The following is a 24,531-nucleotide window of genomic DNA, read 5'->3' as shown; positions in this document are numbered from 1 at the left end:
TCTATAGCAAAAGTCGAAGTTGTCTGGTTAATCCCCGCATAGATATTCTGCGCGGTCAATGGCATTATCTGTCAGCAAAAAAGGTGAGCCGTACACCCTGAAATTTTCATATCGATGGCTACCGCCGCAAATTATCGGCGGTAGCCAGGACGGATTACTGGTAACGGTTCACCAGGTCTTTAACCATTGATGCATAGGCTTTTTGCTTAAGCTGCGAAATCTGTTGTTCAGTCGCTATGTCTGCGGCATTTTTTTTCCCTGACAGCGGTAGTAGTACTTTATCTTCATAATTGACCGGCGACCAGGTAGCCCATTCACCTGTTGCCACGTCCACTAGAGTGAAACGCACCAGATAACGTAGTGATGTATTGTCGATTAGTTTTTCATTTTTATAATCTGACCAGACTATGCTTTTTGTCGCAGCGTCATATTTGCCTGACTGCAATGTATCCTGATAAACGATGATTGCTTTCTGATGACCTTTCGCGGCGACATAACGCAGAGCCTGCATCCAGTTCATGTTTTCTACAACAGCAATATCCTGGCTCTCGTCTTTATTTTTATCTTTATTACAAGTCACGGTCTTTTGCCTGTCCGGGATACCGGAGAAGGTTGCGACGGTATAATATCGACTCATTTCCTGCTGCATGATGGCTTCCGGTGCTCGGCTACCGGACTGTACCAGAATAACAGGCGAACTCAGAGGTACGCGAAATACATTCCCTTCCAGCGCAGCCTGGATCTCCTCTTCGGACACCGCCAGCGTAGTTTCATTGCCAAAAATATCCTTGTCCGTCAGTTTCTGTGCTGAAGCAGTCTTACTTACGCCGTTCTCTGTCCGTGCCCCTGCTTTCTTTACATCAATAGGAGAGTGTGGCGCGCAGCCAGCTAGCAGAAATACTGCTGTACATAAAAATACTGCTGACCTGGAATTCATATTTGCATCCTCAATGGCGTCAGGTGTTTCCTGCAATTATTTATCTGAAAACTCAAACTGAATTATACACATGAAATAAAGACCTAAAAAGAGAGTTGCTGTTTATTAAAACATTCGGTTAAATAATAATTGATGGTTTTGTATGTATTATTTAAATATATGCAATCCTATTGCAGAGTACAGTTTATCCGTGTGGGGCTGGCTGGCAGTATTATTGGGAGAATTATAACAGTACGAAGAGTTTTTAGGGGGATGCAATATTCGGGAGCGAAACTATATTATTGCCTTAGCACTAATATTGGTTTGTTCTCCTGAATGAATTTAAGCCGGAAATACATGATGAAAATTCTGGAATATACAACATCAGAGTAAGACAAGAAGCGTCTCCTTCGGATCAGATTTTAAGATTTCGGGTATACAGGTGGGGGGGCGGTGTGTCTCAACGTCCTGGATTCGCCCATGCTCTTGAGTGTTGCCGAGAAAGGTAGATGCCAGCAGCTTACGCGCGACTTCTGCCAATCTAATTTGTGTATAAGAGTAGACGAATTGGAGGTGAGCAGCTGGCGAAGTTCGATGGAGAGTCCGCTTCGCCAAAAGCAAAAAACCAGCCCTAAGGCTGGTTTTTCTAAATAGTGGTGCCCGGACTCGGAATCGAACCAAGGACACGGGGATTTTCAATCCCCTGCTCTACCGACTGAGCTATCCGGGCAACGAGGCGCATTAAAACCGATTCGCTTCGTTTCGTCAACGAAATTTCTTCAAATCAACGCAGACTGCACAATCTATCACCACATTGTTGCTATTGCACGCATTCTCAGGCAAAAAATGCCGTCCACGCGGCGGAAAGCGGCATTGCCAGCAGAAGGGCAGGAAGCATATTCACAACCGCAAACATTTTGATTCCACAAATACGTAAACCGGTTGCCAACAACAGTAGCCCACCTACGGCGCTGAAATCGGCCATCATGGCTGGCGTCGTTAGGGGCAAAATCATTGCCGCGCAGGTGGCAAGCGTTAACTGGATTGCCAGCATTGGTACACAAATTGCCGATACCGCGATACCTAATGAACAGGCAAAAATGATGGCCGTGAAGAAATCAAGAAACGACTTGGCGATTAAAATATTTGGATCGCCGGTCATCCCTTCATGTATTGCCCCGAAGATCCCGGTACCACTGGCGCAAAATAGCACGATGATGGCCACATAGCTCTGGATGAAGGATTCGTGCGTGGTGTTGGCATCCGACTGGGTGAAAAGCTGCTGCGCTTTGGCAACCGCGGTATTGATCCCTTTTTCCAGATAACAGAACTCGCCAATTAATGCACCGACCAACGTAGCCAGAACCATCACCGGTAGGTTAGCGCACTTGATAACCAGCAAAATACCAATTCCCAAAGAGCACAGTCCGAATATGGAGGTCATGGAGGCACGAATGCGTTCCGGTAAATGCTGGCTGAGTAGTGCGCCGAGAACACCACCAAATAAAATGGCGCCAGCATTAATAAAGGGTCCAATTACCACGTTTGCTCCTGCATACCCATTATCGTCTTGATGCTAAAGGCAATTCTCTGGGTAAAATATGTTTTCAGATTGCATTATTATGCCGCGATTGACAGGCGGATTGCTTGTTTATCTGTGAGGTTCAGGCTCCGGATTTTATCTTGCGCCTGAAAGTGAAAGGTGCCATGATTGCGCGAATTTTCTCCTGTCTGAATGGGGCTGCCTGGGATGATATTACTCCCCCTACATCGCCTTCAACATCGCCTTTTTGCGCGACGTTTGCCCCTTCCTGCGACTTATCTTTACGCTCCCACCATGCGGTGAGGGCAGCGCACGCTCACTGCAGGATAACAGTAAAATCAGAGGCTATCTGCTTTTACTGATGTCTGGCGGTCGGGGCTGGTAACCAGTTTGACCTGTCATTTCGTGGGCAAAGCAATATGGCTTTGTCCGGGACTTTTGATTTTCCCGAAACGGGTTATTGCGCTTATGAAATCAATGAAAATTGCCGCCAGTGGAGAACTGGTTTCTCGTCTGTCCAGCCATCGTCAGGTGGTGTCGCTGGACAGTACTGATTTTACTGACGTTGCGGCAGTCGTCATTACCGTTGCGGATAGCCGCAGCGGGATCCTTGCTTTGCTGAAACGCACCGGTTTTCATATACCCGTGTTTCTGTTCGCAGAGTCGGATGTTGATCTGCCGGCGGGCGTGAATGCGGTCATTCGCGGTCAGGCGCAGGACTGGCTGGAGCTGGAGTCTGCTGCCTGTCAGTATGAAGAAGATTTGCTGCCGCCGTTCTATGACACGTTGACTCAGTATGTCGAGATGGGGAACAGCACATTTGCCTGCCCAGGACATCAACACGGTGAGTTCTTTAAAAAGCATCCCGCGGGGCGCCATTTCTACGAGTTCTTTGGCGAGAATCTGTTTCGCGCGGATATGTGCAACGCCGACGTTAAGCTTGGCGATCTGCTGATTCATGAAGGCTCGGCGAAACATGCGCAGAAATTTGCTGCGAAAGTTTTCCACGCGGATAAAACCTACTTTGTGCTGAACGGGACCTCTGCGGCCAATAAAGTAGTAACCAATGCGCTGCTGACGCGCGGCGATCTGGTGCTGTTTGACCGTAATAACCATAAGTCGAACCACCACGGTGCGCTGATCCAGGCGGGTGCGACGCCGGTGTATCTGGAAGCGGCGCGTAATCCGTTTGGCTTTATTGGCGGTATTGACGAGCACTGCTTTGATGAGGAGTACCTGCGCCAGCAACTTCGCGAGGTTGCGCCGCAAAAGGCCGATCAACCGCGCCCATTCCGTCTGGCGATCATTCAGCTCGGCACCTATGACGGTACGATCTACAACGCCCGGCAGGTGATCGACAAGATCGGTCATCTGTGTGATTACATCCTGTTTGACTCTGCATGGGTCGGTTACGAGCAATTTATTCCGATGATGGCCGATGGGTCACCGCTGCTGTTGGATCTCGATGCTAACGATCCGGGGATCTTTGTCACCCAGTCGGTACACAAACAGCAGGCCGGATTCTCGCAAACTTCGCAGATCCACAAAAAGGATAACCATATTCGCGGTCAGGCGCGGTTCTGCCCGCATAAGCGTCTGAATAATGCATTTATGCTGCATGCTTCTACCAGTCCGTTTTACCCGCTGTTTGCGGCGTTGGATGTTAACGCCAAAATCCATGAAGGCGAGAGCGGCCGTCGGCTATGGGCGGAGTGTGTGACGCTGGGCATTGAGGCCCGTAAAGCGATTCTTACCCGCTGCAAGATGATTCAGCCGTTTATTCCCCCGGTAGTTGATGGCAAACCGTGGGAAAGCTATCCGACGCAGGTGATTGCCAGCGAGCGCCGCTTCTTTAGCTTTGAACCGGGTGCTAAATGGCATGGTTTTTCCGGCTACGCGCGTGACCAGTATTTCGTTGACCCTTGCAAACTGCTGTTAACCACTCCAGGCATTGACGCACAAACCGGGCAATATACCGAGTTTGGTATTCCGGCGACGATTCTGGCGCATTACCTGCGTGAAAACGGCATCGTACCGGAGAAATGCGACCTTAACTCGATTCTGTTCCTGCTGACCCCGGCAGAAAGCGCAGAGAAACTGGCGCAACTGGTGGCGATGCTGGCGCAGTTTGAGCAGCATATTGAAGACGATACGCCGCTGGCAGATGTGCTGCCCACTATCTTCAACAAGTATCCGGTACGCTATCGGGATTACACGCTGCGTGAACTGTGCCAGGAGATGCACTCACTGTACGTCAGCTTTGATGTGAAAGATCTGCAAAAAGCGATGTTCCGTCAGGAAAGTTTACCTGCCGTGGCGATGAACCCACAGGATGCGAACAGCGCTTTTATCCGTGGTGATGTTGAACTGGTGCGGATTAGTGAAGCAGCTGGCCGCATTGCGGCGGAAGGTGCGCTGCCTTATCCTCCGGGCGTGCTGTGCGTGGTACCGGGCGAAGTATGGGGTGGGGCGGTACAGCAATATTTCCTGGCGCTGGAAGAGGGCGTAAACCTGCTGCCAGGCTTCTCGCCGGAGCTGCAAGGAGTTTACAGTGAAACGGATGCAGACGGTATTAAGCGTCTGTATGGATATGTGGTGAAGTAAGCGCAAAAAAAGCGGGTTACCTTTTGGCAACCCGCTTTTCTCTGCGTAAACGTTAGTGCGCGATAGTCTGGGTGCCTGCTGGAACGCGTACGTGTTTGTATTTAAACAGCGCAACGAAGGCAAAAGCCAGAACCAGCGAGTAACCTGCGAAGATCAACCACACGGTCTGCCAGTCGGTAATACCGTTCAGCGTATAGTGTTCAACGACTTTACCGCTCACCAGTCCGCCCAGAATACAACCGAAACCGTTGGTCATCATCAGGAACATACCCTGTGCGCTGGCGCGGATTTCAGGGCGTACTTCTTTCTCCACGAACACGGAACCAGAGATGTTGAAGAAGTCGAAGGCGCAGCCGTAAACAATCATCGACAGAACCAGCAGCACGGTACCGAACGGCGTTGGATCGCCGTAGGCAAACAGGCCGAAGCGCAGCATCCACGCCACAATACTGATAAGCATCACGTTCTTAATACCGTAACGGCTTAAGAAGAACGGGATGGTCAGGATAAACAGCGTCTCGGAAATCTGTGAAATCGACATCATCACTGATGCGTGTTCCACGATAAAGCTACCGGAGAACAGTGGGTTGTTATCGAAGCTGTGCAGGAAGGTGTTACCAAACATATTGGTAATCTGCAGCTCTGCGCCTAGCATCATTGAGAAGATGAAGAAAATCGCCATACGCTTGTTTTTAAACAGCGCGAAAGCATCCAGACCGAGCATTGATGTCCAGCTCTGGTTTTTCTGCTGATTGGCAACCGGAATATGCGGCAGCGTCAGGGTGAACAGTACCAGTACCAGGGACAATGTCGCACCGATGTACAGCTGCATATGGCTCAGTTCAAAGCCGGAGAAGCTCACTGCCCACATCGCCAGAATAAAGCCGATGGTGCCCCAGATACGAATTGGCGGGAAGTCGGTAACGATATCCATCCCGGCAGATTGCAGGCGATAGTAGGAGATGGTGTTGATTAGCCCCAGTGTTGGCATATAGGCCAGGGAGTTAAGCAGGATCACAAAGAACATGGCCCCTGGCGTGGTGACTTCGGCTGCGGCAAACAGCGTTCCTGCGCCGACCAGGTGGCAAAGGGCGTAAACCCACTTCGCACTGATCCATTTATCGGCCACGATCCCTAACAGCGTTGGCATAAGCACGGCGGCGATCCCCAGCGAGCTATACACCGCACCAATGGATGCACCATCGAATTTAAGGGTGACAAACATATAGGAGCCGAGGGTAGTGAGCCAACTACCCCATAAGCAGAACTGCAGAAACGAGAGAACTTTCAGCTGCAGCTTAAGATTCATGTTAATTTCCTCACACCGTAATGCGGATGAATGTTTTAAAAGGCACATTTGCCGTGGCTATATGATGTGATTCTATCAATGAGAGGCACTCTTTTTTTGTTACCTGTGACAAATATTTGCAAACAATTTCTGATTGCAAAGCAAAAGAGTGATGGAGTTAACATTTTTGGTGCTTCAGGCCCCCGTTTTAGGGGGCTGAAGAGGAATACATTAGCGGCGTCGATAGGATTTTTGTGCGGAATTGACCTTGTAAAGGTATCGGCGTGATTCAGCAGATGGATGTCGGGTGGTCAGCGTTTGATAAACGTCACCTGGAGACATGCTGTTAATGATATTCGCGGCCTGAATTTTATCGTTCGAGAACACGCGCAGCACGCTGCCCGCACCGCCGTTGTACGCGGTGATTACCGCATAGCGGCGTGAGGTCGGATTATCGATACCACCTAAATAGACATTGTTGAGCATTGCCAGATAGGCCGTGCCGGTATCAATGTTGCTGGCCGGATCAAACAAGAAGCTACGGCTTGGTGTGCCTGAGCGCCCTTGCGAGCGGAACACATCTTTCCCGGCGCTGTGCTGTACCACCTGCATCAGTCCCAGCGCATCGGCATGGCTCACCGCATACGGGTTAAACGAGGATTCGGTTTGCATGATAGCCAGAATCAGCGACTCGTCGACGCCATACTTACGTGAAGCCTGACGCACCATACCGACGTATTTATGCGCGCGCTTATCAAGGTGGTTCGGCACCAGATTGATCGTCACGCTATAGATGATACGCAGGCCATTGCTGCGGCTTTTAAGTCGTGTTTGCAGCAGGTAGTTGGCAAAGTTGGTGGCACGCCCCTCCCAACGAATGGGCTGGCCGGTATTATCAACCACCTGTCCGTACAGGAATGGCTCTTTGGAAATCTTAATGTCGTCGACATCGGAATAGAGGTCGATAGAACCCGGATCATCGCCCATCAGCAATGTCTTGATAATCGCCCGACGCAGGTGTCCGGCGGGATCTGTCCCGGCAATGGTCTCGACGGTTATCGTACCGTCATCAAAGTTGATATGGCTGCGGGTTTGATACTGATCGGTATACTTGACGTAGTCCTTCGGACCCGCAATCAGCACTTCCTTAAATCCCCACAAATTCTCAATATTATGGGCAAATTGCCCCATCAGAATATCAAAACCGTTGGTATCCTTGACCCAGGCTTCGTTATAGGAATCGCCTTTTTTGGTCGAACTGGAACAGGAGATGAGCAACGGCGCAATAACGGCAAGCGCGAGAAATTTTTTCATCATTCCGGGAGTGCGTGTTGTGTTTGTTGTTTGCAAGGACCAGATTAAAACGTAGGCCGGATAAGCGCAGCGCCATCCGGCAACGGTTCTTATGACTCTGGCGTATAGCCTTCAATATGCACATCCTTACCTTCAAACAGGAAGTTAATCATCTCCTGTTCCAGTAACTTACGGTGTTCGACGTTCATCATATTGAGTTTTTTCTCGTTAATCAGCATGGTCTGTTTATGCTGCCATTGCGCCCATGCTTCTTTAGAAATCTCGTTATAAATGCGTTTGCCCAGATCGCCCGGGTACAGCTGAAAATCCTGGCCTTCTGCTTCGCGTTGCAGGAAAGTGCAAAAAATCGTTCTGCTCATAAAAAGTCCTCTCTATCGTCCGGTACGTTAAACGTGTGTACCGGCACGTAATTGCTGTAACAAACGCTCCACGGGAGCCGCCAGTCCGACCGACGGCGGTTGCGCTAAGTTATACCAGAGCGCGTTGCCTTCATCCATGCATGAGGTGAATGAAGACACGGGAAGCCACATAGGCACAATATCTAAGTGGAAATGGCTAAAGGTATGGCGAAACGCATTAAGTTGGGTCAGATTATCTGCGTTAATTTGTCGTTGCGCCAGCCAGTTGCGCAGTCCATCTTCGTCGTCAAACTGCGGAAAACAGTATAAACCACCCCACAAGCCGCTGGGCGGTCGCTGTGAGAGCAGCACTTCGTCATCATGCTGCATCAGTAAAAAATAGCCCGTTCGTTCCGGTAACGTCTGTTTGGGCTTTTTACCGGGATACAACGCCCAACTTGCATTGGCGCTCGCCACACAGCCATTTTCCAACGGACACAGGGAACATTTAGGTTTTGAGCGCGTACAGACCATGGCGCCTAAATCCATCATCGCCTGATTAAAACGCTCAACACCCTGGGCCGGCGTAACTTGCTCGCTCAGCTCCCACAGCTTCTTTTCGACCTCTTTTTTACCCGGCCAGCCGCTTACAGCATAACAGCGAGCCAGCACGCGTTTGACGTTACCGTCGAGAATCGGAAAATGCTGACCCAGAGAGAGAGAAAGGATCGCGCCTGCGGTTGAACGTCCGACGCCAGGTAGGGCGGCTACTTCATCAAAGGTTTGCGGAAATATACCGCTATGCAGCGTCCCAACCTGCTGCGCGGCTTTATGCAGATTACGCGCACGGGCGTAATAACCCAGCCCGGTCCACAAATGCAGAACTTCATCCAGCGGCGCATGGGCCAAATCCGTTACCGTTGGGAAGCGCGCCATAAAGCGCTCAAAATAGGGGATAACGGTCGCAACCTGAGTTTGTTGCAGCATTACCTCAGAGAGCCATACTTTGTAAGGCGTCTTGTCAATTTGCCAGGGCAGCGTTTTCCGCCCGTATTTGTCGTACCAGCTCAAAACCTGAGCCGAAAATTGAGACGCTTGCATGATTACCGTTTCATTATTGCCGGGGGCAAGATTGCAGCACAGCGGCAACGGGGTGTAAACCGGAACTTTCCGCTGCTCACTTTCTTCCTTTACTTGCATCCGGCAACTAACTTTGGATAATGCCCGTTTTCAGAACTCAAACACAGCAGACTAAACTTTTATGAAGAACGACGTCATTTCACCGGAATTTGATGAAAACGGCCGCCCTCTGCGCCGGATTCGTAGTTTTGTTCGTCGCCAGGGGCGACTGACGAAAGGGCAGGAACACGCGCTGGAAAACTACTGGCCGGTGATGGGCGTTGAGTTCAGCGAAGAGCCTGTAGATTTCGCAGAACTGTTTGGCCGTGACGCGCCAGTCACGCTGGAAATCGGTTTTGGTATGGGAGCGTCGCTGGTTGCAATGGCGAAAGCGCGTCCGGAACAGAATTTCCTCGGCATTGAGGTTCACTCACCTGGCGTTGGTGCGTGTCTGGCTTCAGCCCATGAAGAGGGTGTCGAGAACCTGCGCGTCATGTGCCATGATGCCGTTGAAGTCCTGCATAAAATGATTCCTGACAATTCTTTATCTATGGTTCAGCTGTTTTTCCCTGACCCGTGGCATAAAGCACGTCATAATAAACGCCGTATCGTTCAGGTACCGTTTGCTGAGCATATCTTAAGTAAGCTGAAGCTGGGCGGCGTGTTCCATATGGCGACCGACTGGGAAGCGTATGCGGAGCACATGCTTGAAGTGATGTCCTCGATTGACGGGTATAAAAACCAGTCAGAGAGTAACGATTATGTACCGCGCCCGGAATCGCGCCCGGTAACCAAATTTGAACAACGTGGTCATCGTCTTGGCCACGGCGTATGGGACTTAATGTTCGAGAGGGTGAAATAATGGCAAAGAACCGTAGCCGTCGTCTGCGTAAAAAGATGCACATCGAAGAATTCCAGGAAGTAGGATTTTCGGTTGCATGGCGTTTCCCGGAAGGTACATCTGGAGAGCAGGTCGATCAAATCGTTGATGACTTTATCAATGAAGTCATCGAACCGAACAAACTGGCTTTTGACGGCAGCGGCTATCTGGCCTGGGAAGGTCTGATCTGTCTGCAGGAAATCGGCAAATGCACCGAAGAACACCAGGCAATCGTGCGTAAGTGGCTGGAAGAGCACAAACTCGAAGAAGTGCGTACCAGCGAACTTTTCGATATTTGGTGGGACTAAGTAGCACAGGGTCGGCAAATGCCGACCCGATTTGTATTGAGGGAAAGATATGATGCGCAAAACGCTGCTGGCGGCAGTCCTAACGTTCACGGCGATGGCCGCACATGCAGATTACCAGTGCAGCGTCACCCCGCGTGACGATGTGATTTTGAGCCCACAAACGGTGCAGGTGAAGGGCGAGAATGGCGACCTGGTTATTACCCAGGCTGGCGATGTCACCTTCAACGGTAAACAGTACAACCTGAACGCCGCACAGCGTGAGCAGGCCAAAGATTATCAGGCGGCGTTGCGTAGCAGCCTGCCGTGGATCGACGAAGGTGCCAGAGCGCGCGTAGAGAAAGGTCGCGTGGCGCTGGACAAAATCATCGCCAAAGAGGTCGGTGAAAGCAGCAACATGCGTGGCCGCTTAACCAAGCTGGATGCGCAATTGAAAGAGCAGATGAACCGCATCATCGAGCATCGAACTGATGGCCTGACTTTCCATTATAAGGCGATTGATCAGGTCCGCGCGGACGGACAACAGCTGGTGAATCAGGCGATGGGCGGCATTTTGCAGGACAGCATCAACGAGATGGGAGCGAAAGCCGTGCTCAAAGGCGGTGGTAATCCACTGCAGGGCGTACTCGGAAGCCTCGGTGGTTTGCAGACCTCAATTCAGAACGAATGGAAGAATCAGGAACAAGACTTCCAGCAGTTTGGCAAAGATGTTTGTTCCCGCGTTGTGACGCTGGAAAACGATCGTAAAACGCTGGTTAGCACTCTGAAATAATCTTCACCTCTTATTAACGGCACAGAAACATTCTGTGCCGTTTTATTTTGTATATTTCTGTTTTTTTGATATCCATCTCTAAGAACGGCAATTTGGTGGAGATATAAATCTGGTTAATTGGAACTCGTCACATTATTCATCTGTAGGATAGACATAATGCTGCAAATTCAAGTAACTGGAGAAATAACATGGAGTTTTTCAAGAAAACGGCACTTGCCGCACTGGTTATGGGTTTCAGCGGCGCGGCGCTTGCACTGCCAAACATCACCATTTTAGCTACTGGCGGAACGATTGCCGGCGGTGGTGATTCCGCGACAAAATCTAACTACACGGCAGGCAAGGTTGGCGTAGAAAATCTGGTTGAGGCCGTACCTCAATTGAAAGATATCGCTGTCGTTAAAGGCGAGCAGGTGGTGAATATCGGCTCCCAGGATATGAATGACGAAGTCTGGTTAACGCTGGCGAAAAAGATTAATACCGAGTGTGATAAAACCGACGGCTTCGTGGTAACACATGGTACGGATACCATGGAAGAAACCGCCTATTTCCTCGACCTGACCGTCAAGTGCAACAAGCCGGTGGTGCTGGTCGGTGCAATGCGTCCGTCTACGGGGATGAGCGCTGATGGCCCGTTCAACTTGTATAACGCGGTAGTAACTGCCGCAGACAAAGCCTCTGCCAACCGCGGAGTGCTGGTGGTGATGAACGACACCGTTATGGATGGTCGTGACGTGACTAAAACCAACACTACCGACGTCGCTACCTTCAAATCCGTTAACTACGGCCCGCTGGGTTACATCCATAACGGTAAAATCGACTACCAGCGTACGCCTGCGCGTAAGCACACCACGTCTACTCCGTTCGATGTGTCTAAGCTGACCGAGCTGCCGAAAGTTGGGATTGTTTATAACTACGCTAATGCCTCCGATCTGCCGGCAAAAGCGCTGGTGGATGCGGGTTACGCCGGGATCGTCAGTGCGGGTGTAGGTAACGGTAACCTGTATAAAACCATTTTCGATACGCTGGCAACCGCCGCGCATAAAGGTACCGTTGTAGTGCGTTCATCCCGTGTACCAACGGGCGCCACTACACAGGATGCAGAAGTTGATGATGCAAAATACGGATTTGTGGCTTCAGGTTCCCTGAACCCGCAAAAAGCACGTGTTCTGCTGCAGCTTGCGCTGACTCAAACCAAGGATCCTAAGCAGATCCAGGAAATGTTTAATCAGTATTAATCGATGAAGGTGGCTGCGCTTACCGCCCTAACCCTGTAGGCCGGATAAGACGCAGCCGCCATCCGGCAATTTTCCTGATGGCGCTACGCTTATCAGGCCTACGTTCACCAGCCATCACTCCGCCAGAAACAGCTCCAGCAGCGAATTCAAGAACAGCTTACCGTGTTGGGTAATCTGCCAGTACTCATCGCATTCACTCAGGTAGCCCTGGGAAATAGCCTCATCGATCTGTCGACGAATAACGTCTTCGGTAAGACCGGTATATTGCGTAAACTCCGCGCGAGGCGCGGCTTCCAGCAGCCGGAAACGATTCATGAAGAACTCGAACGGCTTATCGGCTTCGGCAACATCGCGCTGGCTTTCGAGATAACGCCCTTGCATATACCCACGCGGATGCCGTGTTTTGGTGGTGCGCAGGATGCGTCCGTCAGGGAATGTGATCTTACCGTGTGCGCCGCAGCCAATGCCAAGATAGTCGCCAAAACGCCAGTAGTTAAGGTTGTGCTGACACTGATAACCCGGTCTGGCGTAGGCTGAGGTTTCGTACTGCTGATATCCCGCGGCGGTCAGTAGCTGGTGGCCTTGCTCAAAAATATCCCACAGCGCGTCATCGTCCGGTAAAACCGGCGGTCGGGAACCGAACAGCGTGTTGGGTTCGATGGTCAACTGATACCAGGAAAGATGCGGTGGGTTGAGCGCGATGGCCTGCTGTAAATCACCCAGCGCCTCTTCCAGCGTCTGATCCGGCAAACCATGCATCAGGTCGAGGTTAAAGCTGCGTAGCCCCAGACCGCTCGCCAGGTGTGCTGCTCGTTTGGCTTCTTCCGGCCCGTGAATACGTCCCAGACGTTCGAGTTTGGCGGAGCTAAAGCTCTGTACGCCAATCGAGATACGGTTGACGCCAGCGCGTTGATAATCCACAAAGCGATCGGCTTCCACCGTCCCGGGATTCGCCTCCATCGTGATTTCTGCATCTTCGGCCAGATTCAGCCGTGCTCGCACGCCGTCGAGCAGCGTTTGCATCGCCGGGCCAGAAAGCAGGCTCGGCGTGCCACCACCGATAAAAATCGTCTTTACTTCACGGCCCTGGGCATGGGCCACCTCAGTATCCAGATCGCTCAGCAGATGCTGCACATAGTCGTCATGAGGGACTTCGCCCTTTAGCGCATGCGAGTTGAAGTCGCAGTACGGGCATTTCTGCACGCACCACGGGATGTGAATATAAAGACTTAGCGGCGGAAGCTTAACCATTACGCAGGGCATCCAGCAGCAGCTTCAGCGCCTGGCCGCGGTGAGAAATTGCACTCTTTTCTTCACGGGTCAGTTCGGCTGCGGTTTTCCCTTCAGACGGCACAAAGAAGATCGGGTCGTAGCCAAAACCACCGTTTCCGGCAGGTTCACGGGTAATCACGCCCGGCCAGCTTCCGTGGCACACAACAGGCGTTGGATCGTCTGCATGGCGCATATACACCAGCACACAATGGAACTGCGCCTGGCGCTTGTCATCAGGAATATCCTGCAGGGTGTGAAGCAGTTTTTCCAGGTTCTGCTGATCGGTCGCATCTTCGCCGGAATAGCGGGCTGAATAGATACCCGGAGCGCCGCCAAGGGCATTTACTGCCAGACCTGAGTCATCAGCTATGGCCGGTAAGCCGGTAATTTGCGCGGCATGACGCGCCTTCAGAATGGCGTTCTCAATAAACGTCAGCCCGGTCTCGTCTGCAGAATCAACACCCAGATCCGTTTGGGCAACAACATCAAGACCGAAATCACTCAGAAGAGAGGCGAGTTCACGCACTTTACCGGCATTGCCGGTCGCGAGGACAACTTTTTGCATGGGATACCTAATCAGTTAACGCCGCAATTTCGGGCGGGATCTGTTGCGGATGAATGATTTTAACCTGTTTGTGACGACCAAGCTCGCCCTTCTCAATGACGACCTGGCTTTTTGCCACACGGAACTGTTTGCCGAGAAACTTCACCAGATGGCTATTGGCCTGGCCATCTACTGGCGGGGCGGTAATGGCGACTTTAACTTCGTCGCCATGTAAACCCACAATACTGTCACGGCTGGCTTTAGGCTGAATGTAGAGCCGTAAAACCAGACCGTCGTCGCAGGGTGTAACGGCACTCATAGCGCCATCCACAGCCCCGGCAGCAGCATGTTGCCTGTCGCCTGTAACACTTCCGCGATGCCCATGTTAATAACGTAGAGCAGCAGAACCAGAATCATTGGGGAGAAATCGATCCCGCCCATGCCTGGAAGTATGCGACGGATAGGACGCAGCAGCGGATCTGCCAGTTGAATCAGCACGTACTCTACAGGACTGCGGCCCTGGCTGACCCAGCTCATAATCGCCATCACAAGCAGCACCCAGAAAATCAACAGCCCGATAGTCTTCAGGACAATCAGTACGGCGGCGATCCAGATGATCGGCTGGAACGTGACCACCTTAAACAGCACGATTGCTTTGATAAAGCTGAGAACGAGCGCAACTAATGCCGATGCGCTGTCGATCGGTCCCATAGGGGGAATAATGCGGCGTAACGGCCCAATAATGGGCTGAGTGATTTTCACTATAAACTGCGAGAACGGGTTGTAAAAATCGCAGCGAGACCATTGCATCCACACGCGCAGCAGCAGCGCCATGGTATACAGCTCAATTACCGTTGAGAGCAGGAAGGTCAACGTATTCATGGTGTTCCTTAGTTTTCCTTATTTTTTAGTGTAATCACGAGCACCAAAAATGGCAGTGCCAATGCGCACCATCGTGCTACCCGCCGCGATGGCGGCATCCATATCATCAGACATTCCCAGTGAGAGAGTGTCGATGCCTGGGTAGCGTGTTTTCAACCCGGCAAATGCTACCGCCATTTGCTGTGCAACTTCAAACTGCCTTACATAATCTGACTCTGGAGCCGGAATCGCCATCAGACCACGCAGGGTAATGCGCGGTAGTGCAGCGACTTCAGCGGCCAGTGCATCAAGCTCTGCCAGCGGAATTCCTGACTTACTGTTCTCATCGCTGATATTAATTTGGATCAGTACATTGAGCGGCGGCAGTTCCGCCGGGCGCTGTTCGCTCAGACGGGCAGCGATACGCAGACGGTCGATCGTATGGCACCAGTCAAAGTGCTCAGCGACCAGACGACTTTTGTTGGACTGCAGCGGGCCGATAAAGTGCCACTGCAGATCGTTGACGCCTTTTTCCTGGAAGTAGCGGATTTTATCCACCCCTTCCTGCACATAGTTTTCACCGAAGGCACGCTGCCCTGCGGTAATGGCTTCTTCGATGGCGCTCGCAGGTTTGGTTTTACTGACTGCAAGCAACGTAACTTCTTCTGAAGACCGCCCGCAACGCGTCGCGGCGGCTGAGATTTTGTCCCGGACATGTGCCAGGTTATGCGCGATATCGTTCATTTTCCGAGGATGTTCATATGAATATGGAAGAAATAGTGGCCCTTAGTGTAAAGCATAACGTGTCGGATCTACACCTGTGCAATGCATGGCCTGCGCGCTGGCGCATACGTGGAAAAGTCGAAATCGCACCATTTACTACGCCTGACGTGGAGAATCTGCTGATGTGCTGGCTCAGTGAGCAACAACAGGTACAGTGGCAGGAACAGGGGCAGATTGATTTTGCTATTGCGCTGGCAGGTTCCCAGCGGCTGCGCGCCAGTGCTTTTGTTCATCAACAGGGAACCTCACTGGCGCTAAGATTGCTCCCGCTTGATTGTCCATGTTTAGACGATCTCCAGACCCCTGACGTCATACCTGAACTGCTGCGCAGTGAAAATGGGTTAATTCTGGTGACAGGCGCTACCGGTAGCGGTAAATCAACGACCCTGGCGGCGATGGTAGAGTACCTTAATCAGCATGTTGCGGGGCATATTCTGACGCTGGAAGACCCGATTGAATATCGTTACACCAGCCAGCGTTGTCTTATTCAACAACGGGAGGTGGGCGTACACTGCGCTTCTTTTGCCGCCGGTTTACGCGGCGCGCTGCGTGAAGATCCCGACGTCATTTTGCTGGGCGAACTGCGCGATGCGGAAACCATTCGTCTGGCATTAACGGCAGCGGAAACCGGGCATCTGGTGCTGGCAACGTTACATACGCGAGGGGCGGCACAGGCTATCGCGCGGCTGGTGGACACCTTTTCGGCAACAGAGAAAGAGCCGGTGCGTAACCAGTTAGCAGACAGCCTGCGGGCGGTACTTTCGCAAAAGCTGGAGGAAGATAAGCTGGGAGGACGCGTGGCGCTATTTGAGCTGCTCGTCAACACGCCAGCCGTGGGCAATTTGATTCGTGAAGGGAAAACGCATCAGCTGCCCGGCGTAATTCAAACCGGGCAACAGACAGGTATGCAGACATTTGCACAAAGTCAGCAGCAGCGTCAGGCGTAGGGACGGATTTAGTAACCCTGCTCGAAATAGCTTTCGAGGATGACCACGGCAGAAGCGGAATCTACTTTGCCTTTATTCAACGCCCGGTATCCGCCTTGTTCGAACAGGCCGGAGCGGGCCTCGACGGTGCTCAAGCGTTCATCGTGCAGCGTTACGGTTACGCCAAAGCGACCGTGAATACGGTTAGCGAACTTACGCGCGCGCGCGGTAAGGGGTTGTTCTGTGCCATCCATGTTGAGCGGCAGGCCTACGATAATTTCATCCGGCTGCCATTCTTTCAGCAGGCGTTCAATCAAACTCCAGTCTGGCGTACCGTCCTGCGCCTTAATGGCGGGCAACGGTCTGGCCGTACCGGTAATGCGCTGACCAACAGCAACACCAATACTTTTCGTACCAAAATCAAAAGAGAGTAATGTTCCGCTCATCAGGCATGTCCCGCCACGCCAGGCATGGTCTGAATATCTATCCCGATAAGCTTCGCCGCATCGCGCCAGCGGTCGGCAATCGGCGTTTTGAATAAGATGTTGAGGTCTGCGGGCGCCGTGAGCCAGGCGTTATCCAGTAGCTCTTGTTCCAGTTGACCTTTTTCCCATGATGAATAACCCAGCGCAACCAGCACTTCGGACGGTTGTTCTTGTGTGCCCAGGGTTTCTAGTACATCGCGGGAGGTGGTGATGATGGTGTTATCTGAAATGCGGATACTGGATGCAAAGCGTGACGGTGGAGTGTGGAGAATAAATCCACGGTCTTCCGCCAGCGGGCCGCCGAGCATCACTGGTTTATCCAGACGAATGGCCGGATCGCGTTCTTCTGGGGTAATCTTCAGCTTTTCCAGAATCCCTTCAATTTGTAAGTTTTCCAGAGGCTTATTAACGATAATCCCCATTGCTCCGTTCTCATTATGTTCACAGATGTACACCACGGAACGGCGGAAAATCGGATCCTGGAGAGCAGGCATGGCAATCAGAAAGTGATGCTGTAAATTCATTGTCAGAGGTTCTGTTTCCTGGTTCAAAAAAGCAACAGAGCCCAGTATGTGGGCAAAGCTCGAAGATGTCACCCTCTGAAGATAGCATTGCCGGATGACGGCTTCGCCTAATCCGGTCTGCGGGGTGCAATTTCAGGCCGGATAAGACGCGATGGCGTCGCTATCCGGCAACGTATTTACTTCTGCAAACGCGCCTCAATGGCATCCATCAGCATACCGGTAATCGAAACCGGGAACTCCGCTTCGATTTCACGAATACAGGTTGGGCTGGTAACGTTAATTTCCGTCAGACGATCGCCAATGATATCCAGACCGACAAAAATCAAACCTTTCGCTTTCAGCGTTGGCCCAATGCGACGTGCAATTTCCCAGTCGCTGTCGGTCAATGGACGCGGCTCGCCACGACCGCCAGCGGCCAGGTTGCCACGGGTTTCGCCGCCCTGCGGAATACGTGCCAGGCAATAAGGAACGGGTTCGCCATCGACCACCAGGACGCGTTTATCGCCATCTTTAATTGCTGGCAGATAGTTCTGCGCCATGCAGTAGCGGGTACCGTGCTCGGTCAGCGTTTCAGCAATGACGCCAAGGTTCGGGTCGCCTTCCTTCACACGGAAAATAGATGCGCCGCCCATACCATCCAGCGGTTTGAGAATGATGTCGCTGTGTTTTTGCCAGAAGGCTTTCAGCTGCGCTTTGTTACGCGTGACCAGCGTTTCCGGCGTCAGGTCGGCAAACCATGCGGTGAACAGCTTTTCGTTGCAGTCGCGCAGGCTCTGCGGTTTGTTGACGATCAGCGTCCCTTTTTCTTCTGCACGTTCCAGAATATAGGTTGCGTAGATGAACTCGGTATCAAATGGCGGATCCTTACGCATCAGAATAACGTCCAGGTCTGCCAGCGGGAGATCCTGCTCGCTCTTGAACTCATACCATTTGTCGTAGTTCTGCTCTACGCTCAGGGTGCGCGTATGGGCGCGGGCTTCACCGTTGATCAGATAAAGATCGGCCATCTCCATATAATGAATTTCGTAACCGCGACGTTGCGCTTCCAGCAGCATAGCGAAGCTGGAATCTTTCTTGATGTTGATGCTTGCGATGGGATCCATCACGATGCCGAGCTTGATCATTTTCTTCTCCGTTTATGCCTTAGCCCAGATCGCCAAAACGCACCTGTAGCGCAGTAATGGCGGTGAGCGCGGTTGTCTCAGTACGCAGAACGCGAGGTCCTAACAGAATATCAGTAAACTGATAACGTGCGGTCATGGCAATTTCATCTGCCGACAACCCGCCTTCCGGGCCAATCAGCAAGCGGATGCGCTCCACCGGCAGCGGCAGCGTATTGATGCTGGCGCTGGCGCGCGGATGCAGGTTCAGTTTCAGACCTTCGTCCTGTTCCGCGCACCATGCTTCCAAATCCATTGCCGGGCGAATTTCGGGCACCCGGTTACGACCGCACTGTTCGCAGGCGGCAATGGCGATTTTCTGCCACTGCTGGAGCTTCTTGTTCAGGCGTTCACTGTCCAGTTTAACGCCGCAGCGCTCAGAAAAAAGTGGCGTAATGAGGCTTACACCCAGTTCGATCGATTTCTGGATAGTGAATTCCATTTTTTCACCGCGCGACATCACCTGACCCAGGTGGATGTGCAACGGCGACTCACGATCGTCGAGTTCAGCGTTAAGTACCTTCACATCCACGCTTTTTTTACTGGCGTGGGTGATTTCAGCGTCGAATACCTGATTGCTGCCATCAAACAGCTGTAGCGCCTGGCCCGGTCCCATACGCAGCACGCGGCCGATATGGTTGGCTGCATCTTCACACAGTGAAATTTGGCTGCCGGAAGTGATTGGCTCAGGGTGATAAATACGAGGAATGCGCATAGTTAAACATCCGCGTCATGGCCCTGGGCTACGAAAGGCCAGGGCATGGTTAAAAATATTGACGCTAGTGTAGGTTAGCTCTTTTGCGCCTGGCAAGCGCGTTGCACATATGGGTTATGGTTCCCCTGTACCTTTGCAATGCGTTCGTCGCGCTCACACTCCCAGTCGGTGACCGGATATTGCTTATTCCAGGCGTTAAAAAGCTGAGTTTGCTGGCGGGAGAGCGTTAGATCGTACTGGTCGCGCATGTAAAAATAGGTACGAGCAATGGCACCGCGGGCGCGGGCTGGCGGCTCGGCAACTTTCTCTTTGAAGTCGACCTTCATGGCGCATTGCCCATACTGACCCTCGCCACCGTTCCACTGGCTGTACATGAAGTTAGCGCGATCGCCATTTACCTCACCCACAGCAGGTTGCAGGTTATGCATGTCGCTTTCCATCTTACGATAGACCGGATCTTTGGCGCAGTTTTTACGCCCTCCGTCCTGCCAGCACTGACGCTGATGACCAAATTGCCAGGCGGGGACAACGTGCTCCCATTCAATTCGACTGGCGCGGTTTTCATTTTTTCGCACTTTATAGCCGCAGGATTCGAGGTCAACGACCCCTTTTTTACCTTGCCAGTTAATTTTACAACCGCAGTAGAAATCGCCCGGTGCATCGGCGTTAACCTTGACGCCTGCTGCTTTTGCCTGAGAAAAACTGTTGATGCCTTCGGCTAAAACCGGGCCTGAAAACGCAGCGGCTAACAGGGCCGCAGCAAAAGAAAAATGACGGTACATCACAAACTCCGTGTCAAAACGAGCCCGCAACGTAGCGAAAGTTATTCCAGTATGCAATCAGTTAGGTCAGAAAAGTTCCTGATAATTCTGAAGATTATTCTGCAACCAGCGGTTCGCCGCAGTGAACACAGCGGTAGGTGGCCTCACCGCGCACAACGCGGTTATGGCGGCGGACGGTCAGTTGGTGCTCCTGACACTTACAGCGGTAAGTAAAAGTCTTGCGCTGCACCGATTGCAGTTCAAACTGATGCGTGCGCCGGGCCGGTACGCCCAGAACGCTTTCCATCATCCATTTCCATTCTTTCCCGTGTGGCGGCACGCGCCCAAAGTGTTTCCACACCAGTAAATGCGCCAGTTCATGGGGCACAACTTCGTTAATGAATGCGTCGACGTTTTCCATCAGCAGGACGGGATTAAGGCGAATTTCATAGGTTTGTAGCCACGCAGTGCCGGCGGCGGTGCCGCGCTGTTGGTAAACCAGCTTTGGCTCCGGATATTGGCGTTCGAGCTTGAGATTGGCCTGGGCGAGTTTTTCCCGCAGGCTACGCATAACGGCTTGCTGGATGGCGATAGGGAGACGGGAGGTTTTCATAACGCCAGAGGATAGTGCGACAGGGAAGGGACTGCAAGAGGAAGGCTTCCTCCGCTGGGGAGGAAGCCTTTGGTGATTAGTCGTGTGCGCCAATTTCGCGCAGTTTACGACCCTTCATCAGGTTACGCTCAATGTGTTCCAGAGAGACGTTTTTAGTTTCAGGGATCAGCCACAGAGTCAGGAAGATGAACAGTACGTTCAGGCCGCCGTATACCCAGAAGGTGTTGGCGCTGCCCAGTGAGTTCAGCATCGTCAGGAAGGTTGCGCCGACGATCATGTTGGCAATCCAGTTGGTTGCAGTAGAGCAGGTGATGCCGAAATCGCGGCCTTTCAGCGGCTGGATTTCAGAGCACAGTACCCAAATCAGCGGACCGGCGCTCATCGCAAAGCCAACGATAAACATCAGCAGCATCAGTACTGCGAAGTATTGTGCGGATGCCGAGTGAATACCCACGTGCATCATTGTACCCAGCACGCCCATACCAACAGCCATCACGATAAAGCCAAGGATCAGCGTAGGCTTGCGGCCCCAACGGTCAACCAGGCCAATGGCGATAAAGGTTGCCAGCACGTTGGTCAGACCGACGATAACAGTCCCCCACATCTGCTCGGTGGTGTTGGTGTAGCCCGCCAGCTCAAAGATTTTCGGTGCGTAATACATGATGACGTTCATCCCGGTGAACTGCTGCATCACCTGTAACAGAACGCCAAGGAATACCGCGCGACGGAAGTTGCTGTTTTCTTTAAACAGCGCCCAGCCGCTCTGCTTCACCTGCAGACTTTCACGGATTTCATCCAGCTCGCGTTTGGCTTCTGCGCTGGTGTCACGCAGACGCAACAGGACGCGTTCGGCATCAACAAAACGACGTTTAGCTGCAAACCAACGTGGGCTGTCCGGCAGGAAGATAACGCCGACCAGAAGCAGCAGGGCAGGGATGATGATTACACCCAGCATCCAGCGCCATGCGCCGCTGTAGCTAAAGGCTGTATCGGAAAGATACGCGCCCAAAATACCGATGGTGATCATCAGCTGATACATAGAGATCATGCTGCCACGAATCTTTTCCGGGGCAATTTCAGACAGGTACAGTGGCGCGGTATAAGACGCAACGCCTACAGCCAGGCCGAGCAGCACGCGGGAAACCAGCAGGACTTCAACGTTTGGTGCAGCGGCGGAGAACAGTGAACCCGCAACAAACAAGATCGCACCGATCATCAGGCTTTTTTTGCGTCCCAGTTTGAAGGAGAGCCAACCGCTGCCGACAGCACCTACCGCCGCACCAAACATCATGGAACTCACCACCCATTCCTGAGTGTGCGGGGTAATTTGAAACTCGTCGGTGATGAACGGTAAAGCACCGGCAATAACACCAATATCCAGGCCAAAAAGTAATCCAGCCAGGGCTGCCAGAAAGCAGACAAAAAATGTCATGGCTTTGTTGGAACGCCCCGTTTTTTTATTGTCAGGCATGATGCCCTCCGGTTGGGTAGCTAGTTTTGTTGATGTTAAGGGTAGGTGAGTACGGGGTAAAAAAATGCGAATCACATCACATTAGTGTAATCGCTTACACTGTCATTCATGCGGATTATTGGTTAATTCATTGAAAGTTAACATTATTTATTGGGATTAAATAATGTTGGTCGTCTGAATTTAAGACAATGATGAAATATAATGTAACAGTGATGCAAGTGTGCTGGATAAGAGATGTTAATTCAAGATAGAGGGAAATATGGTGTGATGTAATCGCTTTCATTTTCATTTAAAGCAATAGTAATCAGCGCGGTTTGGTGATGGATGTGGGAGAGGAAATAGGTATAAAAAAAGACCAGCGCGAGGCTGGTCTTCATAAGCGTTAAGTCTGGTTTAAATTACTTCAGACCGGCAGCGTCGCGCAGCAACTGTGCTTTGTCGGTTTTTTCCCATGGGAAATGTTCGCGACCAAAGTGACCGTAAGCAGCGGTTTCTTTGTAAATCGGGTGCAGCAGATCCAGCATCTGAATCAGGCCATACGGGCGCAGGTCGAAGAACTCACGCACCAGAAGAGTCAACTGCTCTGAAGGCACTTTTTCAGTACCGAACGTTTCCACCATGATAGATGTCGGTTCTGCCACGCCGATTGCGTAGGAAACCTGAATCTCACAACGGTCAGCCAGGCCTGCGGCAACGATGTTTTTCGCTACGTAACGGGCTGCATAGGCTGCGGAACGGTCAACTTTAGACGGGTCTTTACCAGAGAATGCACCGCCGCCGTGACGCGCCATGCCGCCGTAGGTATCAACGATGATTTTACGACCGGTCAGACCGCAGTCGCCCATCGGGCCGCCGATAACGAAACGACCAGTTGGGTTGATGAAGAATTTGGTCGAAGCGGTCAGCCATTCAGTCGGCAGTACCGGCTTGATGATCTCTTCCATAACGGCTTCTTGCAGCGATTTCTGGTCGATATCTTCAGAGTGCTGAGTAGACAGAACAACCGCATCAATACCGACGATTTTGCCGTCGTCATACTGGAAGGTTACCTGGCTTTTGGCATCCGGACGCAGCCAGGATAAGGTGCCGTTTTTACGCACTTCAGCCTGACGCTGCACCAGACGGTGAGCATAGGTAATAGGTGCTGGCATCAGCACGTCGGTTTCGTTGGTTGCATAACCAAACATCAGGCCCTGGTCGCCTGCGCCCTGTTCCAGCGGATCGGCACGGTCAACACCCTGGTTGATGTCCGGAGACTGTTTACCAATCGCGCTCAGTACCGCGCAAGAGTTGGCGTCAAAGCCCATGTCGGAATGCACATAGCCAATTTCGCGAACCGTGTTACGGGTGATCTCTTCGATATCGACCCATGCGCTGGTGGTGATCTCACCGCCAACTAAAACCATACCGGTTTTGACGTAGGTTTCGCAGGCAACGCGTGCTTTTGGATCCTGTTCCAGGATTGCATCCAGCACAGCATCAGAGATTTGGTCAGCGATTTTGTCAGGATGCCCTTCTGATACGGACTCGGACGTAAAAAGGTGTTTTGCCATATTTAATTTCACCTAAGGAGAATTTGGTTAGCTCAAACTGTCGAGTGGAATAGCCATGTGTAGAAGATTCTACCATGAGTCTGCAGATGACGGACACTGGCAGTCTGAGTGTTAATCGGTATAGATGGATTAACATCTGGACGGCTATTTTAGGACAGTTCTTCGCCTGATTTCCAGCTTTTTTTGATTGAGGTCGCATTGTACTGAAAATGTAACTGGAAATTTTTCCTGACGGTGCTGGCAATGTGCATATTTATCTTTTGCTTTTTGACTTTCTTATCGGTATAAAACGCGGCGCGCGGCTCATACAAAAGCACACGACGTTTTCATCGTGTTGCCACTTCCAGCCGGGTTAAAACTTTAGCTTTGGCTTGTGGGTTCGTTCCGTAAGGAGCAACCGTGGAGGTGATACGAGATAATGAACCGTTGTATTCTGCAGAATCTGTCGCACCGTTCTGGTGTACATATGTCCCCCGCAATCTGCATCTCTGCTTTGCATACCTGTCGATGTTATATACACAAAATCATTTATGCTGCGTCGAGGCGGCA

25 protein-coding genes, 1 tRNA gene and 1 pseudogene are annotated in these 24,531 nt (G+C 51.7%); 7 read left to right on the top strand and 20 right to left on the bottom strand.

Annotated features, from left to right (window positions below):
• Positions 1–154: 154 nt before the first annotated feature.
• From OGX83_RS19270 to OGX83_RS19260, 3 genes are all read right to left on the bottom strand, one after another.
• Positions 155–937, bottom strand: coding sequence for a lipoprotein YafT (locus OGX83_RS19270; RefSeq protein ID WP_048236740.1), 783 nt, complete (start codon positions 935–937; stop codon positions 155–157).
• A 633-nt stretch (positions 938–1,570) separates the two neighbouring features.
• Positions 1,571–1,646 (bottom strand) — tRNA-Phe (locus OGX83_RS19265).
• A 105-nt stretch (positions 1,647–1,751) separates the two neighbouring features.
• Complete coding sequence (locus tag OGX83_RS19260; protein ID WP_008785781.1) at positions 1,752–2,459, bottom strand: DUF554 domain-containing protein; 708 nt, start codon at positions 2,457–2,459, stop codon at positions 1,752–1,754.
• A 468-nt stretch (positions 2,460–2,927) separates the two neighbouring features.
• Between OGX83_RS19260 and OGX83_RS19255 the strand changes: the two genes are divergently transcribed.
• A complete protein-coding gene (locus OGX83_RS19255; protein WP_191238137.1) occupies positions 2,928–5,063 on the top strand; it encodes an ornithine decarboxylase in 2,136 nt (711 codons plus the stop codon).
• A 52-nt stretch (positions 5,064–5,115) separates the two neighbouring features.
• Here OGX83_RS19255 and OGX83_RS19250 read toward each other — a convergent pair whose 3' ends face one another.
• The 4 genes from OGX83_RS19250 to mutY all read right to left on the bottom strand — a co-directional run bounded on the left by OGX83_RS19250 (position 5,116) and on the right by mutY (position 9,104).
• Positions 5,116–6,372, bottom strand: a complete 1,257-nt coding sequence (locus tag OGX83_RS19250; protein ID WP_071445575.1) for a nucleoside permease — start codon at positions 6,370–6,372, stop codon at positions 5,116–5,118.
• A 210-nt stretch (positions 6,373–6,582) separates the two neighbouring features.
• Complete coding sequence (gene mltC, locus OGX83_RS19245; RefSeq protein ID WP_008785777.1) at positions 6,583–7,668, bottom strand: membrane-bound lytic murein transglycosylase MltC; 1,086 nt, start codon at positions 7,666–7,668, stop codon at positions 6,583–6,585.
• A gap of 86 nt (positions 7,669–7,754) precedes the next feature.
• A complete protein-coding gene (locus OGX83_RS19240; protein ID WP_003027126.1) occupies positions 7,755–8,024 on the bottom strand; it encodes an oxidative damage protection protein in 270 nt (89 codons plus the stop codon).
• 27 nt (positions 8,025–8,051) lie between these two features.
• Positions 8,052–9,104 (bottom strand): A/G-specific adenine glycosylase, encoded by a 1,053-nt coding sequence (gene mutY / locus OGX83_RS19235; protein ID WP_286588905.1) that lies wholly within the window; start codon positions 9,102–9,104, stop codon positions 8,052–8,054.
• 160 nt (positions 9,105–9,264) lie between these two features.
• On the opposite strand from mutY, the gene trmB reads away from it, so the two are divergent.
• The 4 genes from trmB (at position 9,265) to ansB (ending at position 12,314) form a co-directional block, all read left to right on the top strand.
• Complete coding sequence (trmB, locus tag OGX83_RS19230) at positions 9,265–9,984, top strand: tRNA (guanosine(46)-N7)-methyltransferase TrmB (protein WP_003825406.1); 720 nt, start codon at positions 9,265–9,267, stop codon at positions 9,982–9,984.
• Positions 9,984–10,310, top strand: coding sequence for a YggL family protein (locus OGX83_RS19225; protein ID WP_003027115.1), 327 nt, complete (start codon positions 9,984–9,986; stop codon positions 10,308–10,310). Before trmB ends, OGX83_RS19225 begins: the two co-directional genes overlap by 1 nt.
• Before the next feature lie 49 nt (positions 10,311–10,359).
• The gene (locus tag OGX83_RS19220; RefSeq protein ID WP_003825409.1) at positions 10,360–11,079 is read left to right on the top strand and encodes a YggN family protein; all 720 of its coding nucleotides are present in this window, start codon (positions 10,360–10,362) and stop codon (positions 11,077–11,079) included.
• Positions 11,080–11,267: 188 nt separating this feature from the next.
• Positions 11,268–12,314, top strand: coding sequence for an L-asparaginase 2 (gene ansB, locus OGX83_RS19215; protein ID WP_003027108.1), 1,047 nt, complete (start codon positions 11,268–11,270; stop codon positions 12,312–12,314).
• A 114-nt stretch (positions 12,315–12,428) separates the two neighbouring features.
• Here ansB and hemW read toward each other — a convergent pair whose 3' ends face one another.
• The 5 genes from hemW to OGX83_RS19190 are packed head-to-tail and all read right to left on the bottom strand — an operon-like array spanning position 12,429 to position 15,735.
• Positions 12,429–13,565 (bottom strand): radical SAM family heme chaperone HemW, encoded by a 1,137-nt coding sequence (gene hemW / locus OGX83_RS19210; protein ID WP_003825412.1) that lies wholly within the window; start codon positions 13,563–13,565, stop codon positions 12,429–12,431.
• Complete coding sequence (locus tag OGX83_RS19205; protein ID WP_048236734.1) at positions 13,558–14,151, bottom strand: XTP/dITP diphosphatase; 594 nt, start codon at positions 14,149–14,151, stop codon at positions 13,558–13,560. Before OGX83_RS19205 ends, hemW begins: the two co-directional genes overlap by 8 nt.
• A 7-nt stretch (positions 14,152–14,158) precedes the next feature.
• Complete coding sequence (gene yggU, locus OGX83_RS19200; RefSeq protein ID WP_003027101.1) at positions 14,159–14,449, bottom strand: DUF167 family protein YggU; 291 nt, start codon at positions 14,447–14,449, stop codon at positions 14,159–14,161.
• Positions 14,446–15,012 carry a YggT family protein gene (locus OGX83_RS19195; protein WP_003825417.1) on the bottom strand — a complete coding sequence of 189 codons (567 nt, stop codon included), beginning with the start codon at positions 15,010–15,012 and terminating at the stop codon, positions 14,446–14,448. Before OGX83_RS19195 ends, yggU begins: the two co-directional genes overlap by 4 nt.
• Positions 15,013–15,030: 18 nt before the next feature.
• Positions 15,031–15,735 (bottom strand): YggS family pyridoxal phosphate-dependent enzyme, encoded by a 705-nt coding sequence (locus OGX83_RS19190; RefSeq protein ID WP_057067562.1) that lies wholly within the window; start codon positions 15,733–15,735, stop codon positions 15,031–15,033.
• A 17-nt stretch (positions 15,736–15,752) separates the two neighbouring features.
• Here OGX83_RS19190 and OGX83_RS19185 point away from each other — a divergent pair, with 17 nt between their 5' ends.
• A complete protein-coding gene (locus OGX83_RS19185) occupies positions 15,753–16,721 on the top strand; it encodes a type IV pilus twitching motility protein PilT (RefSeq protein ID WP_286588903.1) in 969 nt (322 codons plus the stop codon).
• An 8-nt stretch (positions 16,722–16,729) separates the two neighbouring features.
• Here the strand turns inward: OGX83_RS19185 and ruvX are convergent, their stop codons facing one another.
• The 8 genes from ruvX to metK all read right to left on the bottom strand — a co-directional run bounded on the left by ruvX (position 16,730) and on the right by metK (position 23,982).
• The gene (ruvX, locus tag OGX83_RS19180) at positions 16,730–17,146 is read right to left on the bottom strand and encodes a Holliday junction resolvase RuvX (RefSeq protein WP_008785771.1); all 417 of its coding nucleotides are present in this window, start codon (positions 17,144–17,146) and stop codon (positions 16,730–16,732) included.
• Positions 17,146–17,709: a YqgE/AlgH family protein gene (locus OGX83_RS19175; protein WP_003027086.1), complete on the bottom strand. Its 564-nt coding sequence runs from the start codon at positions 17,707–17,709 to the stop codon at positions 17,146–17,148. Before OGX83_RS19175 ends, ruvX begins: the two co-directional genes overlap by 1 nt.
• 176 nt (positions 17,710–17,885) lie before the next feature.
• Positions 17,886–18,833 (bottom strand): glutathione synthase, encoded by a 948-nt coding sequence (gene gshB, locus OGX83_RS19170; RefSeq protein WP_003027083.1) that lies wholly within the window; start codon positions 18,831–18,833, stop codon positions 17,886–17,888.
• A gap of 19 nt (positions 18,834–18,852) precedes the next feature.
• Entirely contained in the window at positions 18,853–19,584 is a 732-nt protein-coding gene (rsmE, locus tag OGX83_RS19165) for a 16S rRNA (uracil(1498)-N(3))-methyltransferase (protein WP_008785768.1), read from the bottom strand.
• 74 nt (positions 19,585–19,658) lie between these two features.
• Positions 19,659–20,366, bottom strand: coding sequence for a deoxyribonuclease I (endA, locus tag OGX83_RS19160; RefSeq protein ID WP_008785767.1), 708 nt, complete (start codon positions 20,364–20,366; stop codon positions 19,659–19,661).
• A 94-nt stretch (positions 20,367–20,460) separates the two neighbouring features.
• Entirely contained in the window at positions 20,461–20,958 is a 498-nt protein-coding gene (locus OGX83_RS19155; RefSeq protein WP_003825440.1) for a SprT family zinc-dependent metalloprotease, read from the bottom strand.
• 76 nt (positions 20,959–21,034) lie between these two features.
• The gene (galP, locus tag OGX83_RS19150; RefSeq protein WP_008785766.1) at positions 21,035–22,429 is read right to left on the bottom strand and encodes a galactose/proton symporter; all 1,395 of its coding nucleotides are present in this window, start codon (positions 22,427–22,429) and stop codon (positions 21,035–21,037) included.
• 398 nt (positions 22,430–22,827) lie between these two features.
• Positions 22,828–23,982: a methionine adenosyltransferase gene (gene metK / locus OGX83_RS19145; protein ID WP_020996311.1), complete on the bottom strand. Its 1,155-nt coding sequence runs from the start codon at positions 23,980–23,982 to the stop codon at positions 22,828–22,830.
• Positions 23,983–24,400: 418 nt separating this feature from the next.
• Here metK and yqgG point away from each other — a divergent pair.
• A pseudogene (gene yqgG, locus OGX83_RS19140) lies at positions 24,401–24,502 on the top strand (small protein YqgG); the annotation flags it as partial.
• Positions 24,503–24,531 lie beyond the last annotated feature (29 nt).

This window comes from Citrobacter sp. Cpo074, from assembly GCF_030332745.1.
Taxonomy (GTDB): Bacteria; Pseudomonadota; Gammaproteobacteria; order Enterobacterales; family Enterobacteriaceae; genus Citrobacter; species Citrobacter portucalensis.
This window is presented reverse-complemented; position numbering and strand designations above follow the sequence as displayed.

What these genes read in the sequence shown, in the direction of transcription:
- OGX83_RS19270 (WP_048236740.1), bottom strand. Translation starts at nt 937, where the DNA reads ATGAATTCCAGGTCAGCAGTATTTTTATGTACAGCAGTATTTCTGCTA.
- OGX83_RS19255 (WP_191238137.1), top strand. Translation starts at nt 2,928, where the DNA reads ATGAAATCAATGAAAATTGCCGCCAGTGGAGAACTGGTTTCTCGTCTG.
- OGX83_RS19250 (WP_071445575.1), bottom strand. Translation starts at nt 6,372, where the DNA reads ATGAATCTTAAGCTGCAGCTGAAAGTTCTCTCGTTTCTGCAGTTCTGC.
- mltC (WP_008785777.1), bottom strand. Translation starts at nt 7,668, where the DNA reads ATGATGAAAAAATTTCTCGCGCTTGCCGTTATTGCGCCGTTGCTCATC.
- OGX83_RS19240 (WP_003027126.1), bottom strand. Translation starts at nt 8,024, where the DNA reads ATGAGCAGAACGATTTTTTGCACTTTCCTGCAACGCGAAGCAGAAGGC.
- mutY (WP_286588905.1), bottom strand. Translation starts at nt 9,104, where the DNA reads ATGCAAGCGTCTCAATTTTCGGCTCAGGTTTTGAGCTGGTACGACAAA.
- trmB (WP_003825406.1), top strand. Translation starts at nt 9,265, where the DNA reads ATGAAGAACGACGTCATTTCACCGGAATTTGATGAAAACGGCCGCCCT.
- OGX83_RS19225 (WP_003027115.1), top strand. Translation starts at nt 9,984, where the DNA reads ATGGCAAAGAACCGTAGCCGTCGTCTGCGTAAAAAGATGCACATCGAA.
- OGX83_RS19220 (WP_003825409.1), top strand. Translation starts at nt 10,360, where the DNA reads ATGATGCGCAAAACGCTGCTGGCGGCAGTCCTAACGTTCACGGCGATG.
- ansB (WP_003027108.1), top strand. Translation starts at nt 11,268, where the DNA reads ATGGAGTTTTTCAAGAAAACGGCACTTGCCGCACTGGTTATGGGTTTC.
- hemW (WP_003825412.1), bottom strand. Translation starts at nt 13,565, where the DNA reads ATGGTTAAGCTTCCGCCGCTAAGTCTTTATATTCACATCCCGTGGTGC.
- OGX83_RS19205 (WP_048236734.1), bottom strand. Translation starts at nt 14,151, where the DNA reads ATGCAAAAAGTTGTCCTCGCGACCGGCAATGCCGGTAAAGTGCGTGAA.
- yggU (WP_003027101.1), bottom strand. Translation starts at nt 14,449, where the DNA reads ATGAGTGCCGTTACACCCTGCGACGACGGTCTGGTTTTACGGCTCTAC.
- OGX83_RS19195 (WP_003825417.1), bottom strand. Translation starts at nt 15,012, where the DNA reads ATGAATACGTTGACCTTCCTGCTCTCAACGGTAATTGAGCTGTATACC.
- OGX83_RS19190 (WP_057067562.1), bottom strand. Translation starts at nt 15,735, where the DNA reads ATGAACGATATCGCGCATAACCTGGCACATGTCCGGGACAAAATCTCA.
- OGX83_RS19185 (WP_286588903.1), top strand. Translation starts at nt 15,753, where the DNA reads ATGAATATGGAAGAAATAGTGGCCCTTAGTGTAAAGCATAACGTGTCG.
- ruvX (WP_008785771.1), bottom strand. Translation starts at nt 17,146, where the DNA reads ATGAGCGGAACATTACTCTCTTTTGATTTTGGTACGAAAAGTATTGGT.
- OGX83_RS19175 (WP_003027086.1), bottom strand. Translation starts at nt 17,709, where the DNA reads ATGAATTTACAGCATCACTTTCTGATTGCCATGCCTGCTCTCCAGGAT.
- gshB (WP_003027083.1), bottom strand. Translation starts at nt 18,833, where the DNA reads ATGATCAAGCTCGGCATCGTGATGGATCCCATCGCAAGCATCAACATC.
- rsmE (WP_008785768.1), bottom strand. Translation starts at nt 19,584, where the DNA reads ATGCGCATTCCTCGTATTTATCACCCTGAGCCAATCACTTCCGGCAGC.
- endA (WP_008785767.1), bottom strand. Translation starts at nt 20,366, where the DNA reads ATGTACCGTCATTTTTCTTTTGCTGCGGCCCTGTTAGCCGCTGCGTTT.
- OGX83_RS19155 (WP_003825440.1), bottom strand. Translation starts at nt 20,958, where the DNA reads ATGAAAACCTCCCGTCTCCCTATCGCCATCCAGCAAGCCGTTATGCGT.
- galP (WP_008785766.1), bottom strand. Translation starts at nt 22,429, where the DNA reads ATGCCTGACAATAAAAAAACGGGGCGTTCCAACAAAGCCATGACATTT.
- metK (WP_020996311.1), bottom strand. Translation starts at nt 23,982, where the DNA reads ATGGCAAAACACCTTTTTACGTCCGAGTCCGTATCAGAAGGGCATCCT.